We start from the raw sequence: 13702 nt of genomic DNA, 5'->3' as shown, positions 1-13702 counted from the left end.
GCTCCTAAAACTCTACCTGCAGATCGGCCATCAACTGGGCAATGGTCGCCGGATCACCCTTACGATAGTAACCTCCATTCAACTGAGCAATCTGCTCTAGAGCCTGGGGATTAAACTCTCCTTCCTTGCCATAGCCCACTGTAAAGAAAGCAATGCGCTGGTCCGATGAAAATCCACTGCGCGCTAGTTCTTGTTCAAGTTGGTCCAGACTAATGCCCGATTCTGAATCTTCACCATCGGTCAAAATCAGTACTGCATTGATGGCATTTTGCCTCAGGTTAGCCGATAGCCAATTGCGCGCTGCCAATGCCGAATCGTAAAGTCGGGTGCCGCCATCGGCCCTTAACCCAGCAATAAATTGTAGTCCTCGCGATTTACCCTCGGGTGTACCATCCGCCAGCACTGGCTGACGAATATCACTATCAAAGTCAATCAAAGCCACCTGGTCTTTAGGACCCAAGGCATCGACATAGGTCTTCAATGTGTTTTGCACCGACGGCAGCTTGTTACCCTCCATGGAGCCAGAGGTGTCCACTACTATCACTACTAAAGAAGACTTCTTAGCCACCTGACTCCAGGTGGTCAACATGGCTTCAGCTACCTCTGGTGCAGGGGGGCGGTACGAATCGTAGCTAGCCTGGGGGTCCACACCAAAATTGGGACTAAACTTAGGCCCCAGAGCGACTCCGGGTACGCCTGGTCGCAATCCCAATTTTGTAGCGATTTGCTGCGCTGGCGGAGATTGCAGATACTCTAAAATCTGGTCAGCCGCTTCCTTTTCTTGGTCGCTGACCCAGGGCGCATTGGGCACAATGCCCCGCATATTGGAGGTGAAGGTGGATTTGGGATACACCGCTTCATAGCGGGTACCCCCGGGGGGCAAATCAGTATTAGCTGCAATCACCGATGACTCATATACCGAGCCAATGGAGGCCCAGAAGGGGCCATTTTCCACCATAGACTGGGCCAGTGTAGAGGTGGACTTACCATAGCGGGTGATCTTGCTCTGAATTTCTTGGACTTTTGTTTGGTGCTGCTGCACGTCTGCCACTGTTAACTCTTCAGGGCGTTTGCCGGACACTGAAGAGAACTGTGACACCAGGGTTTGTAATCCAGAATTAGACCGGGTAGGTGCGGTATGCACATAGTAGATAGGCTGTTCGGGACTGCTGGCATCTAAATCTTTGTGGGTTTTCGCAGTTACTAGCTGGGCAAACAGATCATCAACGTTGCGTAGACCGGGGGCCAGGTCCGATGGCACCATGAACACCATGGGGCTATTGGCCAACAGTGGTGCATCGGTAATCGCTGGGATATAGTTTTGGCCAGGATAAAGCTGATCCATACGATAGATTAGCTGGTTCTGATAAATTTCGCCATCTACAGACAAAATTGTCGGGAAGTCTGGAGCCTCAGCGGTGAGAGTACCTTGCTGAAATTTCTGTGCTAGGTCGACCGTCCGTTCTACAACATCGCCGCTACCTGCTGCCTCACAGGTCATATGAAATGCGTCACCATTCTCCAGCTGCGGCTTTGTTTGGTTAAACTGAACCGCTGCTTCATCACAAAAATGGTGTAGTGCACTACCCACCAGTAGCTTTACTTCAAACCCACGACTACCGCTGGAACTCGTGCCATTATTATTACAACTAGCCAACAACAAGGCACTAACTAAGGAATTAGAAATAACGCGAACAAAGGTTTTCAATCGGTTCTCCATAGCTGCCAATGTGACATTATCAATAGCTACATAACAATTGATATGAAATTCGGATTTATCCTGCCCATTCCCTAGGTGTGAACAACCGAACCGTAAAATGCGCTCACAGGTATTTAACGATCTTCACAATCAGTTTGAATATCTACGTCTAAGGTCTCTTCGTCAATTGTGATGTAAAGAATATTGGGTCGACAACATACCTGACAATCCTCAACATATTGCTGGGTGAGACCGCTGCTGATATCGATAAAGGTGGTGTTGGGTTCGCCGCAGTAGGCGCAATAGTATTCGGCAGTGGTTTGCATATGTCGTAGGGGAATAGGGACCAATTTTGTAGAGATGTTCCATGGAACATCTCTACAAAATTTTGGGATGAAAACGAACCTAATTACGTTGAGGTTGTTTGCGGCTCCGTTCTAGTTGCAGACGAATACGATGATGGGCCTTGCGGGTTAAGGGATAACGATATACACAATAAACACCACCGCAAATTAAAAGACTCGGTAAGGCGCTGGCTAATAATCGGATAATCAGTAGATGAGCGTTCGGTCCAATTTGACTGGCCCAATCCAGCATCCAGCCGGAGAGAAAGATGGCGATCGCCACACCCACTTTCTGCAAAAACACCATCAGGCTAATAAACATGCCTTCTTGACGTTCACCGGTACGCAGTTCTTCGTCATCAATGACATCGGGCAACATGGCGAAAGGCACTAGATAAAATGTGGATAGCCCTGCCCCAATCACCACGCCGATGACGTACATGAGACCTATCTGCCCCGGTTGCACCAGACCTAATATACATACACCGATGAGCGCTAAAGGTGCCCCAGCGTAGTAAACCATCTGCTTGCTCGTGCGCTTGGTCACCCACAGCCAAAATGGCATTAGCACCACGGAACTACCCTGAACCGCAATGGCCATCTGGGTAAAATGCTGCTCTCCCAGGTTCATCCAATCCGTCACGAAAAAAGGCAGCATCGCCGCTGTTACCTGCACTCCGACCCAAGAACACAGGTATAGCCCCATCACCCAGCGAAATGCCCGATTGGCAAAGACCCGACGCAGCTGGCGGCCCATGGGGTGGGGCGATAATTCAGGCTGTTTGCGCATCACCGGACGGTATTGACCGTAGGTGCCAACGACACACACAGCAATGGCTATCACAATAAAGATGCCGCTGGCCGCACCCAGAATCATGTACTGGCGTCGGGTGTTTTCCACCAGGGCAAAGATAATCTGGGCCAGCACTAGCCCCACCACCGAGCCGATAATATTGGCTGCTGAACGCACCGACATAATGCTGGTGCGTTCGTCATAGTCGGGGGTAAGTTCGGTTGCGATCGCCACCATTGGCAAAATAATTACCGAAAACGCCGCATAGCCCCCCACGGCCATCAGCACATAGTAAATAAATAGGCTGGTCTCTGACTCCAGGGGAGGCACCAACCAGAGCATGAAGGTGAAAAAGCCCAGGGGCAAAGCGCCCAGCACCAGCCAGGGGTAGCGACGTCCCCAACGAGACTGGGTGCGATCGCTTAGCCAGCCAATAACCGGATCATTAACGGCATCCCACACCCGCCCAATGAGCAGCACTGTCCCAGCCAGTGTGGGAGACAGACCCACCACCTCTGTGAGAAAAAACAGTAGATAAAAAATTGCCAGGCCAATGGGAACAGCCGTTCCTAATTCACCAACACCGTAGGCAAATTTTGTACGGAAAGACAAGCGGGTAGACATAACTCAGACAGTGACGCTCGGTATTTCACAATACCGAACAGCGCCATAGCCTGAATAGTACTAAACAGTTCTAAAACAGCCAGTTCTAAAACAGCCAGTTGATCGATGCCGCAACTTCTGCATCTGTATCGTTAGATTTGAAAATCAGATTGCCTTCTACATTCAGAATGAGGCGCTCACTGACAGCCATATCAACCCCCCCCGTAATCATGGGGTCAAGGTCACTGTCATCAAAGTTATAGGCAAAGCCGCCGCCGCCAAAGACCAAAAATTGCTCATCTAACGCCAGATCAAAGGAGACGGGTAAACGACCTTCAAAGTCCTCACCGATCAAAATAGCAGGGCGTACTGATAAACTCCCCTGCTCAAACGGAATCACCTCCAACTTGGAATCAAGTACGGCTGCTGTATCATCGTTAAGCCCCGTTCGTACACCTACCCCTACATAGTTCTCAATCTCACTTTCGCCAGAGGGTAAGGCCAGGGTGGGTGTTGCGATCGCCAATACTCCCACCAACGCCCCTGTCAAAGGCTTCACACAAGCGGCAAAATTCATAGTCTTAATTAATAAAGTTATATATACAATGAATAGCCTCAATCCATTGGAATACAGGCTATTCGACAATTTACAGCAACACCTTGTGATCACTTAGAGACTGCAGATGTATTTGAGACCTTCTTTATAAAAGCCGGTCCAAAATATTTTTTGCGATAAGTACCGATCCCAAAAAGAACCTGCTTAAATGGTGATCAAAATATTTTGTGTTGTAATGAGTTTTCGCCAGCCTGCTAGCGAGTAACACTATTCTTTAGAATTCTTTTTGATCAAAGTTATTTATACCGACAGGAGCGCATCATGACCGTTGAAACCTTAAATCACATGATGACCTACGTCATTGAAGGATGGGCGATTATGAGCGCTACCTATTTGAGCGTAGGATTTACGGTGTCTTTTTTGACACGGGCCCAGAATGGACTGAAGGCCAAGGAAGCGGCAGCGGCCAAAGCTAAGGCTGAAGAGGTTAGCAATGCTAAGCGGGTGGCTGAAGTGACCGCTGTGGCTGAGAAATATTCTAAGAATGCAGATAAGCAACAGGTTAAGAGTAGTGTGGCGATACCTGGCAATTAAGGCAGCAGAGCGATGTCTAGAAAATAGCGCCAACGGTTAACCTACCCCAGAGCCCCTCCCAGTAGGGGAGAGTGCTCGGTTAGTGGCCTCGGGTTAGGTAATCACTGTGGGTTTGTCAAACCCCGTCAGCTCTTTAATCTTGGCGACTTCATCAGCTAGCTGAATCAGAGGTGCGAGGGCTTTTTGGGTATCGATGTCGTGATTAGCGGCATCGGGCTCGTAGTTTTCGACATAAAGTCGTAGGGTGGCTCCTTTGGTGCCGGTGCCGGAGAGGCGGAACACAATGCGGGAACCGTCGGTGAAGCCGATGCGGATGCCTTGCTTTTGACTCACACTGTTATCGATGGGGTCGGTGTAGCTGAAATCGTCGGCATAGTCGACGGTGTAGCTGCCCAATTGCTGGCCCTTCATGGTGGAGAGCTTGGCTCTTAAGCCATCCATCAGCTGATTGGCTACAGCCGTTTCCACCCCTTCAAAGTCATGGCGGCTGTAGTAGTTACGACCATAGGTCGCCCAGTGCTCTTTGACGATTGCTTCAACAGACTGGCCTTTCACTGCCAGAATATTGAGCCAGAACAGCACGGCCCAGAGGCCATCCTTCTCACGAACGTGGTTAGAGCCGGTGCCAAAACTTTCTTCACCACACAGGGTGGCTTTGTCAGCATCTAGCAAGTTGCCAAAGAACTTCCAACCGGTTGGGGTTTCGTAGCAGTCGATGCCCAGTTTTTCAGCCACACGGTCCACGGCCTGGCTCGTGGGCATAGAGCGGGCCACACCTGCAATGCCGTCACGATAGCCGGGAACCAAAGTGGCATTAGCCGCTAGCACCGCCAGGCTGTCACTGGGGGTAACGAAGAAGTTGCTACCGACGATCATGTTGCGATCGCCATCGCCATCAGAGGCCGCACCAAAGCTAGGGGCATTGCTACCAAACATGACCTCTACCAGGTCATGGGCATAGACCAGGTTGGGGTCAGGGTGCCCACCGCCAAAGTCTTCTAGAGGCTCACCGTTTTGCACGGTGCCTTGAGGAGCGCCCAGTAGACCTTCAAAAATGGCCTTGGCATAGGGGCCAGTTACTGCATGCAACGAATCCATGCACATGTTGAAATTGCCGGAGGTAAGCAGCTGACGGATTTGCTCAAAGTCAAATAGAGTTTCCATCAATGCGGCATAGTCATTGACCGCATCAAGCACTTCAACGGTCATATTGCCCAGGGAAGTAGTGCCCACCCGATCCAGATTCACATCTTCAGCATCGAGAATCTCGTACTTATCGATGACCTTGCTGCGCTCAAAGATGGCACTGGTTACTTTTTCTGGAGCGGGGCCACCATTACCGATGTTGTACTTAATGCCAAAGTCACCATCGGGGCCACCAGGGTTATGGCTAGCAGAAAGGATAATGCCACCAAAGGCTCCATACTTGCGAATAATGCAGGAAACTGCCGGTGTGGAGAAAATACCACCCTGCCCCACAAGGGCTTTACCAAAGCCGCTAGCAGCGGCCATTTTTAGAATAATTTGGATCGCTTGGCGATTGTAGAAGCGACCGTCTCCACCCACAACCAGCGTTTGGCCCTGGTAGCCCTCCAAGCTATCAAAGATAGATTGAACAAAGTTCTCTAGATAATTAGGCTTTTGAAAAACAGCGACCTGTTTACGTAAACCGGATGTGCCCGGCTTTTGATCTGAAAAAGGCGTTGTCGAAACCGTTTGGATGGTCATGATACTCCTTATCTCTGCGTCGGCGAGCCGATTCATCCTTAACCTTACAGGATGCTGCGGCTGCGATGTGTTCGACGGACTGCAGTGGCATGCGTTCCACCGATCGATGGGTTGCGGGCATACCCTTTTGGAAAACCATAACTACACGAGGGAAACCATAAAGGGATACCCGTAAAAATACGGCCAGAATAGTTAGCAGCAGACCTGTTAAACCCACTGGCGCTTAAGCTGCCGCAAAAATGTAAGCCAATACTGAGCTGGCTTACCGTAAAACGTAAAGACATCACCATAGGCCAGATTTGCATTTCTATGGTGGAGGTGATGGCGCTCAGGCGTGGTAATGCATAGCCAACGGCAGATGGTTTTAATCCAGTTAGGCGTGCAATAGTCTGGGTTGAACTGGTGCCGCCAGATCACGTGCAGCTCAGCCAGTAACAGCCCAATCACGGTCCCCACGGGAGACAATAGCCAAAGCAATGGCACCCACATTAGGTAGGGCAACGCGCCCAAAAATCCTGGCAGTAGGGCCTGGGGGCAATGTTTGCGGAAGGCGTAACTCACAAAACTACGGTTGGGGCTATGATGCACGATGCTGTGGTAACGGCCAAACACATGCTCCGGCACGTGGTAAATAAACGTAGCGACAAAGTCCCCTAGCAGTAGTAATAGCAGGGAAATTCCCAATATTCTCAATAGTTCCATTGCTGATTGCCTCACAACTCCCCGGCAACCTAGCAGAGTGAATTTAAAGTTTATTTAACGTTTGATTTAGAAATAATTTACATTTCAAGACCAGTGTGCATTATCCTATCGAGTGGATTGCACGCTGCTAAAGAGTGCGATCGCAAAACATGTCAAAATCAGCAACCAGATAATAATGCCCGGCAGAAATGACAGGAGGCCCGTACCACGCAATATCCAGACAATGGCTGTCATCGCGATGGTGGCCAGCAACAGTTGAGTAATTGGACGCAGACGAAAACGATTAGCCATCGGTTCGGAGTAGGTACATGTATCGAGGGAACAACAAGGTTTACTAAGGTTTTACGCAAAAATGTGTTTGCTTGACACTTGTCTCATATCGCCTGGTTAATAATGGGCAACGAATCGGTACAAACTTGCAATCTACATTAAGCTAATGGATGCTTTGGGGCGTCTCAGTTATTCGGCAGATTTATTAAGCATATATAAAGTTTTTCCTTATTGAATCCTATGGTTTCGACGACACAACAAACAGCTTTGCTGCGCGGCGATATCTTAATTGCGACCGATACTAACCACAAAGGTAAAGGTGCCGCTGTTACTGCTCAAATGTATGTGCCGTTAGTGCGATCGCAACTTTGGGAGCAACTCACTGACTACAGTCGCTGGGTTCATTACTTTCCCGACATTACCCACAGCCGCGAGTTAGAAGCGTCCGTAAAACACCACGTCAGACAACAGTCCCAGCGCATTACTCGCAAACTCTACCAGGCAGCCCGCAAAGCCTTTATCCTTTTCACCGCTCAGGTAGAAATTTACCTTCACGTCGTTGAGCATCTGCATCAGAGCATTCAGTTTCGGCTAGAACGCGGCACTTTTGCAGACTTTGCCGCCGACCTTGTACTAGAAGATTTTGGTGAAGGTACGCTACTGACCTACTCGGTCAAAGCCACACCCATGATTCCAGCACCTAAGTTTTTGCTAGAGCAGGCCATGCGCATTGACTTACCCGGCAATATGAAAACCATGCGTCGGGTGCTGTGCCAGCCCTAAATGGGTAGCAGACAGTAATTTTTCTGAGCTAATTACAGGCTCATCTAAAAAGTAAGGGTCCTAGGAAAATGCATTCCTAGGACCCTACTTCTTACTAATTTAATGCCAATAGAATGCCAATAGGCTATTCAAAGACTTCTAAGCACCTAATTCCTTTCAACAAATAATCTGCCTGCGGCTAGAGCGGCACTGCTAGTGGCGTATATGTGCCCATCACTCAAGACATCCAATTCACGGTTGATTACCCAGCAGCGATATCCATCGTCTTGCTGGCTCACTTCAATGATCCACCCCACCCGTGCAGATACCTGCACCACCTGGGTCACATCCATTAGGTGTTCCTCACGCTTTGTACCTTAGGTTAGCAAACCGTCAAACGATATCAGCATTAGCGTTGCAAAAGAGAACCATTGAGCTCTAAGTCTTGTAGAATCGCCCCTTCTTACTCAATTGAATATCTTTCAAGTCTGGGTTGTTTCCCTTAGAGTTTTCTAGTTTATGATGTGCATGCACTCAGAATCCAAAGTCCCAGCAGCCTCTTCAATGTCTACTCAAATTATCACCCTCACTGAAAATCTCTATGACTATCTACTGTCTGTAGGCGTTCGAGACAGTGAGATTCTCCAGCAGTTAAGAGAAGAGAATGCTCAGCACCCTAGAGCAGTGATGCAAATTGCCCCAGAACAGGGTCAGTTTATGGGGTTATTGGTACAGCTATTAGGGGTGAAAAAAGCGCTAGAAATAGGCGTTTTTACTGGCTATAGTTCGCTAGTTGTGGCCATGGCACTGCCCGACGATGGTCAGCTTATTGCCTGCGACATTAGTGATGAGTATACAGGCATGGCTCGCAAGTATTGGCAAAAAGCTGGAGTTGACCACAAGATAGACCTACGCATCGCTCCGGCACTCGAAACCCTTGACCACCTCATTGCCGAAGGTCATAGTAACAGTTTTGACTTTGCATTTATCGACGCAGATAAGAGCAACTACAACAACTATTATGAGAAGGCTCTACAGCTCGTACGGTCAGGCGGCTTAATCGCTGTAGACAACGTTTTGTGGTCAGGGCGAGTCGCCAATCCATTCACAGAACAGGATAATCGCACAAAGCGCATTCATGCCCTGAATCAGAAAATTCACTCGGATGAGCGTGTTTCCATGAGTTTATTGCCAATTGCAGATGGGCTGATGCTCGCCATGAAACGCTGATAGACCCATTGCTCATCTCCATAAGGTTTCTGAAATCTCTAGGGATACAGACTTTTCAGCTATCTTCTCCACTAGACGGCACCAGTATCGATTGGGTCAAATGACTAAAAACGGCCTGAATGTTTTGTTTGGCCTGATGAAATTCAGGGATATCCCAATCGGGAATACGAGACTGTTCAAGTTGTTCTAAATTGAGATAGGTGTGATATCGAAGCTCAATCTGCAACGATTGCACACCTGGCATTGCACCATAGTGGCGAGTGATATATCCGCCATTAAACACATGGTTTTGTGCGACCTGATAGGCCTGTGATACAAATGCTGCTTCAACAGCTGACATCAGCTTGTCAGAACAGGTTTTGCCATTACCATTGCCCAGGCAAACCTGATCCACAATCGGTCCTGCAAAGCTGTGTAAATCTAACAAATATGCATAGCCAAATTGGTCAACTATTTGTTGTAGAAGATATTCCAGCTTTTGATGGTAAGGGCGATAAACGTGATCAATTCGATCTTGAACCTGATGGCTTGATGGTAAGTGACGATACAGGGACTGCTTGTAAGCAGTCTGTCGTGGTACTGTCGCTTGCCAAAAGCCTCCTATAAAAGGTGCTTTAGCAACTCGATTCAGATCCACAACATAGCGACTGTAGTTGGCTGCCAACACCGTAATACCCAGTTTGGGTAAATTGTCATAGAGCTTGTCCAAATGCCAGTCTTGGTGGGGCAGAAAATCCTGATACTGAGGGTTTAGCTTGGTGATAACCTCTTCCGGAATCACCAAGCCACTATGGGGAATACTGGCCACAATCGGACATAGCCTGGTCGTAGGATGATGAACCCGAAAGGGAGTAGCCTCAAACAAGTGTGGATACCTCTGTCAGCAATTCATTGATTGTACTGAATAATGGGCGTTCACTGGGAACCGCGTCCATACAACGCTGCTGCAAATCCCGAAGAGCTTGAAATATCTTTATTTCCATCTCATCATTCTCGGAAATATGACGTGCTAGCAAATCCTCTAAGAGACAACCATAGGCCCTAGATTCAAGCTGCTGGAAAGATTGCCCGACCTCTGTATCTGTCGGGGCGTAAAAAGACGCTGCGCCAAAATCTCCGAGAATACTCTTCCCATGAGTATTGACTAGAATGTTATGGGCATAGAGATCGCCATGCATAATACCGTGGCTATGGAGGTGTGCAACGACAGAGGAGATGCCCCTGGCAATTTGGAGAATAACAGGGAGTCTAAATGTAATACCATCGGCATACGTATCTCGAGTGCAGGTTTCTAAACTGGGAGGGTTACCTAAGTTACCGTACTCAGCGGTAATAAAGGAGAATACTAAACCCGCCTTGCCATCAATGGGGTGGCTTAGTTTACCGAATACTTTGACTAAATTAGGATGGGAACCCGCTGCGATACAGGCCTGCATTTCATCTAGAGGCAAACCGTCGCTAGTAATGTCACCTTTGAACAGCTTAACTGCCACATCTTGAGCTGGAGTCGATGCTGTTTCAGGCGTCCACAGGCCTTTATAGATAACCCCAGAGGCCCCTTGGCCCAAGACTTCACCCAGCTGTAGTTCTGCTGGATCAATGGTGGCTAGGGTATTATTTTGTTGAACTTCTGTAGCCTGACTACATGGGTTGCCGGCATAGGCCAACCAGGTTAACCGGGGTAAATCAAAAAGCCAGCTAGGCAAAGTTTGTAGCTGATTAGCTGCGAGTCGCATGAGTTCTAAGCTTTGACACTTGGCCAGCTCATCCGGCAACGAGCGTAACTGATTACCTGCCAGCATACACTTTTGTAGTTTACTGAGCTTACCAATGCTCTTGGGCAATGATGTTAGCTGATTGTTAGTCAGAATTAACCAGCGAAGGTTGGGTGACAGGGCCGTTTCACTAATCGTTTTCATCTTGTTGCCCTTAAAACTCACCATAGAGAGATTTGGGCAGGCGGCTAAGATCTCTGGAAATTCTTCAAACTGATTGTTATTGAAAAAGGCAATTCTCAGCTTTTTTAACTTAGAGAATTCAGGTGGCAGCGTCCTGAGGTGATTATTGGATAGATCTAGAATTTCCAATGAATCGGCTTGTTCTAAAATTTCTAGGGGGAATTCGGTTAAATCTTGGGAGATCTTTAAACGGGGCTCTTCTGCGGAGTAATTTAAGGTTAAGGCTGTCATGTAAGTGTTTATTTTAATAAATCGTTTGAGTAGCGGGCATCGCTCAAATGAAGCATAGCTTTGAGCATGAGGCAGCCAAGCTACCCTGCAAACCCAGTGCAGTGAAAGGGTTTATGGGTAAGAAATCAAATTGTGGCAGCGTCTAGGGCTGTTTATACTTGCCACTCCAATGCATGTAGCCGAAATACATCAGCACTCCCAGTTGTATCGGCACCAGAACCAAATAGTTTTTTAGAAAAGGGTTGATTTCCATATGGGCAAAGATTTGACAGTAGGTCAATCCTGCGATGGCCAATCCTGCTTTAAGAGGTAGTGTACGATTACGCATAGTAATTATTGAGCTGCTTTAATTTAGATTAGAGAACTTAGAAAAGACTGCTGCATGTTTGTAGCTAGTGCCCCTGACATCCAGAGTTGGTATAACCGGAAACCGTGATATCCAAACATTAGTATAAGCCCGGTACTCCATAGACTGCGATGTCGCCACCAGCGGCTCCATAGGCGCTTAGTCCAAAGCTCAATACTGACCTGAACTAAGGCCACTGCCCAGAGTATGACAACCAAAGGAGCCAGGAGATGGTAATGAATAGCCGCTGACCACTGACGGTTTGCGATCGCAAACACCGCTCGCGTCATCCCCCAAGTAGGACAGGGGATGCCCACCAATGCATTTAGCGGACATCCCCACAGCGTTATTTCATATCCAAATGAAGTCAACACCACGATCAAGAGCGGTGTACATAACGCTCCTAATAGACCGAGGCGCAAATAAATTGACGATTTTGCAAGTACCATGACTCTACGTTAGAACCATGGCTTTTTATTAGTGATATAAGTGCTGACAAATTCTTCATCCGACTTAGTCAGATACAGAATACCTTCAACTAGACCAATCACACCCACTACAGCAGAACCCACACCACAGGTCACAGTGCCACCAATCAGGCAAACCAGCAGCATGATAATGCCTTCGTTGGTATACCCCAGATAAAATTTGTGTATGCCAAAAGCACCCAGCAAAATCCCTAAAATACCGGCTACAACTTTCTTGTCAGCCCCTTCAACGCCACCAGAATTTGTCATATCGATTCAATTCCTCTTTAAGTGCATTTCCATCATGCTGGTCGTTATGACGACCTCTCTTCAAAATTGCCCGATTTTCGGCATAGAAAAACCTTGTTATAAAGATTTAATCAATATGAACTGATAAAAATCCGGATGAACTAGCGGGAAAAACAGCATACTGCACTATTACTGCCCATAATCACCGTTTATCAGAGACAGAAATCAGTACACCTAATTTTCTCATGTGTAATTAATCACGTTCGTTTAGGGCTCCCAACTTAGCTTTTTGTTCCTTATAACGTTCTTTAAAAACAGCCTGTTGTTTTTTGTGATCGACAATAGGCGCAGCGTAATCAGTCCCCTCTAAATCTAGGGGTGAGAGTTTACCACTCACCAGTGCGCCCGTATCCACATGGCGAATCTCAGGCAGCCACTGGCGAATATAGTCTGCATCCGCATCAAATTTCTTAGCTTGGCTAGCCGGGTTGAAAATTCTTAACGGCTTAGGATCCATGCCGCTAGAGGCACTCCACTGCCAGCCACCATTGTTGGCACTGAGATCACCATCCACCAGCTTTTGCATGAAATATTTCTCACCCCAGCGCCAGTCGACAATTAAGTCTTTGGTGAGAAAGCTGGCCACAATCATGCGACAACGATTGTGCATCCATCCGGTCTCATTTAACTGACGCATGGCAGCATCCACAATGGGATAGCCTGTACGTCCCTCACACCAAGCTGCAAATTTCTCTTCATCATTGTCCCAAGGAAAATCTTTCCAGGCATCACGGTAGGGACCATGTGCTAACTCTGGGAAGAAAAACATTACATGCTGGTAAAACTCTCGCCAGGCGAGTTCCTTCATCCAGGTTTGCACATTGGTACGACCCTCATCACTGTTACAGGCATCGTAGGCTGTCATTGCCGTCTGCCACACCTCACGCATACCCACTGCACCAAACTTAAGGGCCGCACTCAGCAATGAAGTACCTGTCACCGCGGGGAAATTGCGTTGCTCATCGTAGGCTTCAATGGCTTTATGACCAAAGAACTCTAGCTGGGCACGGGCGGCCCGCTCGCCGGGTTCTAGGGGTAATGGGGCATCCCACGTAAAGCCCAACGCTTTAGCCGAGGGCAGTGCGATCGCATCTACCAACCCACGTTCCG

General features: G+C 48.1%; 17 protein-coding genes. 3 read left to right on the top strand and 14 right to left on the bottom strand.

Annotated features, from left to right (window positions below; genetic code table 11):
* Positions 1-4: 4 nt before the first annotated feature.
* The 4 genes from DXZ20_RS34550 to DXZ20_RS34535 all read right to left on the bottom strand — a co-directional run bounded on the left by DXZ20_RS34550 (position 5) and on the right by DXZ20_RS34535 (position 4016).
* Complete coding sequence (locus DXZ20_RS34550) at positions 5-1720, bottom strand: extracellular solute-binding protein (protein WP_163703067.1); 1716 nt, start codon at positions 1718-1720, stop codon at positions 5-7.
* Between the two features lie 113 nt (positions 1721-1833).
* The gene (locus tag DXZ20_RS34545; protein WP_006517925.1) at positions 1834-2025 is read right to left on the bottom strand and encodes a CPXCG motif-containing cysteine-rich protein; all 192 of its coding nucleotides are present in this window, start codon (positions 2023-2025) and stop codon (positions 1834-1836) included.
* Between the two features lie 79 nt (positions 2026-2104).
* Positions 2105-3460 carry an MFS transporter gene (locus DXZ20_RS34540; protein WP_163663884.1) on the bottom strand — a complete coding sequence of 452 codons (1356 nt, stop codon included), beginning with the start codon at positions 3458-3460 and terminating at the stop codon, positions 2105-2107.
* 85 nt (positions 3461-3545) lie between these two features.
* Positions 3546-4016, bottom strand: a complete 471-nt coding sequence (locus DXZ20_RS34535) for a hypothetical protein (RefSeq protein ID WP_163703066.1) — start codon at positions 4014-4016, stop codon at positions 3546-3548.
* 300 nt (positions 4017-4316) lie between these two features.
* Between DXZ20_RS34535 and DXZ20_RS34530 the strand changes: the two genes are divergently transcribed.
* Positions 4317-4589 carry a hypothetical protein gene (locus tag DXZ20_RS34530; protein ID WP_163663880.1) on the top strand — a complete coding sequence of 91 codons (273 nt, stop codon included), beginning with the start codon at positions 4317-4319 and terminating at the stop codon, positions 4587-4589.
* Positions 4590-4682: 93 nt separating this feature from the next.
* On the opposite strand, the gene DXZ20_RS34525 is transcribed toward DXZ20_RS34530, so the two are convergent.
* From DXZ20_RS34525 to DXZ20_RS34515, 3 genes are all read right to left on the bottom strand, one after another.
* Positions 4683-6317 carry an alpha-D-glucose phosphate-specific phosphoglucomutase gene (locus DXZ20_RS34525; RefSeq protein WP_163703065.1) on the bottom strand — a complete coding sequence of 545 codons (1635 nt, stop codon included), beginning with the start codon at positions 6315-6317 and terminating at the stop codon, positions 4683-4685.
* 207 nt (positions 6318-6524) lie between these two features.
* Entirely contained in the window at positions 6525-7019 is a 495-nt protein-coding gene (locus DXZ20_RS34520; RefSeq protein ID WP_163663876.1) for a sterol desaturase family protein, read from the bottom strand.
* A 105-nt stretch (positions 7020-7124) separates the two neighbouring features.
* Positions 7125-7310: a hypothetical protein gene (locus tag DXZ20_RS34515; RefSeq protein WP_163663874.1), complete on the bottom strand. Its 186-nt coding sequence runs from the start codon at positions 7308-7310 to the stop codon at positions 7125-7127.
* 219 nt (positions 7311-7529) lie between these two features.
* Here DXZ20_RS34515 and DXZ20_RS34510 point away from each other — a divergent pair, with 219 nt between their 5' ends.
* The gene (locus DXZ20_RS34510) at positions 7530-8072 is read left to right on the top strand and encodes an SRPBCC family protein (RefSeq protein WP_163663872.1); all 543 of its coding nucleotides are present in this window, start codon (positions 7530-7532) and stop codon (positions 8070-8072) included.
* A 146-nt stretch (positions 8073-8218) separates the two neighbouring features.
* Here the strand turns inward: DXZ20_RS34510 and DXZ20_RS34505 are convergent, their stop codons facing one another.
* Entirely contained in the window at positions 8219-8404 is a 186-nt protein-coding gene (locus tag DXZ20_RS34505) for a hypothetical protein (RefSeq protein ID WP_006517933.1), read from the bottom strand.
* A 211-nt stretch (positions 8405-8615) separates the two neighbouring features.
* Here DXZ20_RS34505 and DXZ20_RS34500 point away from each other — a divergent pair, with 211 nt between their 5' ends.
* Positions 8616-9281, top strand: a complete 666-nt coding sequence (locus tag DXZ20_RS34500; RefSeq protein WP_163663870.1) for a class I SAM-dependent methyltransferase — start codon at positions 8616-8618, stop codon at positions 9279-9281.
* A 55-nt stretch (positions 9282-9336) separates the two neighbouring features.
* Here the strand turns inward: DXZ20_RS34500 and DXZ20_RS34495 are convergent, their stop codons facing one another.
* From DXZ20_RS34495 to DXZ20_RS34470, 6 genes are all read right to left on the bottom strand, one after another.
* Positions 9337-10146, bottom strand: coding sequence for an N-formylglutamate amidohydrolase (locus DXZ20_RS34495; RefSeq protein WP_163663868.1), 810 nt, complete (start codon positions 10144-10146; stop codon positions 9337-9339).
* Complete coding sequence (locus DXZ20_RS34490; RefSeq protein ID WP_163703064.1) at positions 10139-11470, bottom strand: protein kinase; 1332 nt, start codon at positions 11468-11470, stop codon at positions 10139-10141. The genes DXZ20_RS34495 and DXZ20_RS34490 overlap by 8 nt, the downstream gene beginning before the upstream one ends.
* A gap of 142 nt (positions 11471-11612) precedes the next feature.
* Positions 11613-11798 carry a hypothetical protein gene (locus tag DXZ20_RS34485; protein WP_163703063.1) on the bottom strand — a complete coding sequence of 62 codons (186 nt, stop codon included), beginning with the start codon at positions 11796-11798 and terminating at the stop codon, positions 11613-11615.
* Between the two features lie 23 nt (positions 11799-11821).
* Complete coding sequence (locus tag DXZ20_RS34480; protein WP_163663864.1) at positions 11822-12265, bottom strand: DUF2752 domain-containing protein; 444 nt, start codon at positions 12263-12265, stop codon at positions 11822-11824.
* 9 nt (positions 12266-12274) lie between these two features.
* Positions 12275-12553 (bottom strand): TM2 domain-containing protein, encoded by a 279-nt coding sequence (locus DXZ20_RS34475; RefSeq protein ID WP_006517939.1) that lies wholly within the window; start codon positions 12551-12553, stop codon positions 12275-12277.
* 232 nt (positions 12554-12785) lie between these two features.
* Positions 12786-13702, bottom strand: a 917-nt coding sequence (locus DXZ20_RS34470; RefSeq protein WP_284681704.1) for an FAD-binding domain-containing protein, incomplete at its 5' end; no start/stop codon positions are given.

Source organism: Adonisia turfae CCMR0081 (assembly GCF_011009555.1).
Classification (GTDB): Bacteria; Cyanobacteriota; Cyanobacteriia; order Phormidesmidales; family Phormidesmidaceae; genus Leptothoe; species Leptothoe turfae.
Note: the sequence above shows the minus strand (reverse complement) of the source record. Positions and strands in the feature narration are given on the sequence as shown.

Bases quoted from the DNA above. Each gene is read 5' to 3' on its own strand.
- DXZ20_RS34540 (WP_163663884.1), bottom strand. From the start codon at position 3,460: ATGTCTACCCGCTTGTCTTTCCGTACAAAATTTGCCTACGGTGTTGGT.
- DXZ20_RS34510 (WP_163663872.1), top strand. From the start codon at position 7,530: ATGGTTTCGACGACACAACAAACAGCTTTGCTGCGCGGCGATATCTTA.
- DXZ20_RS34545 (WP_006517925.1), bottom strand. From the start codon at position 2,025: ATGCAAACCACTGCCGAATACTATTGCGCCTACTGCGGCGAACCCAAC.
- DXZ20_RS34535 (WP_163703066.1), bottom strand. From the start codon at position 4,016: ATGAATTTTGCCGCTTGTGTGAAGCCTTTGACAGGGGCGTTGGTGGGA.
- DXZ20_RS34505 (WP_006517933.1), bottom strand. From the start codon at position 8,404: ATGGATGTGACCCAGGTGGTGCAGGTATCTGCACGGGTGGGGTGGATC.
- DXZ20_RS34500 (WP_163663870.1), top strand. From the start codon at position 8,616: ATGTCTACTCAAATTATCACCCTCACTGAAAATCTCTATGACTATCTA.
- DXZ20_RS34485 (WP_163703063.1), bottom strand. From the start codon at position 11,798: ATGCGTAATCGTACACTACCTCTTAAAGCAGGATTGGCCATCGCAGGA.
- DXZ20_RS34520 (WP_163663876.1), bottom strand. From the start codon at position 7,019: ATGGAACTATTGAGAATATTGGGAATTTCCCTGCTATTACTACTGCTA.
- DXZ20_RS34525 (WP_163703065.1), bottom strand. From the start codon at position 6,317: ATGACCATCCAAACGGTTTCGACAACGCCTTTTTCAGATCAAAAGCCG.
- DXZ20_RS34490 (WP_163703064.1), bottom strand. From the start codon at position 11,470: ATGACAGCCTTAACCTTAAATTACTCCGCAGAAGAGCCCCGTTTAAAG.
- DXZ20_RS34550 (WP_163703067.1), bottom strand. From the start codon at position 1,720: ATGGAGAACCGATTGAAAACCTTTGTTCGCGTTATTTCTAATTCCTTA.
- DXZ20_RS34480 (WP_163663864.1), bottom strand. From the start codon at position 12,265: ATGGTACTTGCAAAATCGTCAATTTATTTGCGCCTCGGTCTATTAGGA.
- DXZ20_RS34515 (WP_163663874.1), bottom strand. From the start codon at position 7,310: ATGGCTAATCGTTTTCGTCTGCGTCCAATTACTCAACTGTTGCTGGCC.
- DXZ20_RS34530 (WP_163663880.1), top strand. From the start codon at position 4,317: ATGACCGTTGAAACCTTAAATCACATGATGACCTACGTCATTGAAGGA.
- DXZ20_RS34475 (WP_006517939.1), bottom strand. From the start codon at position 12,553: ATGACAAATTCTGGTGGCGTTGAAGGGGCTGACAAGAAAGTTGTAGCC.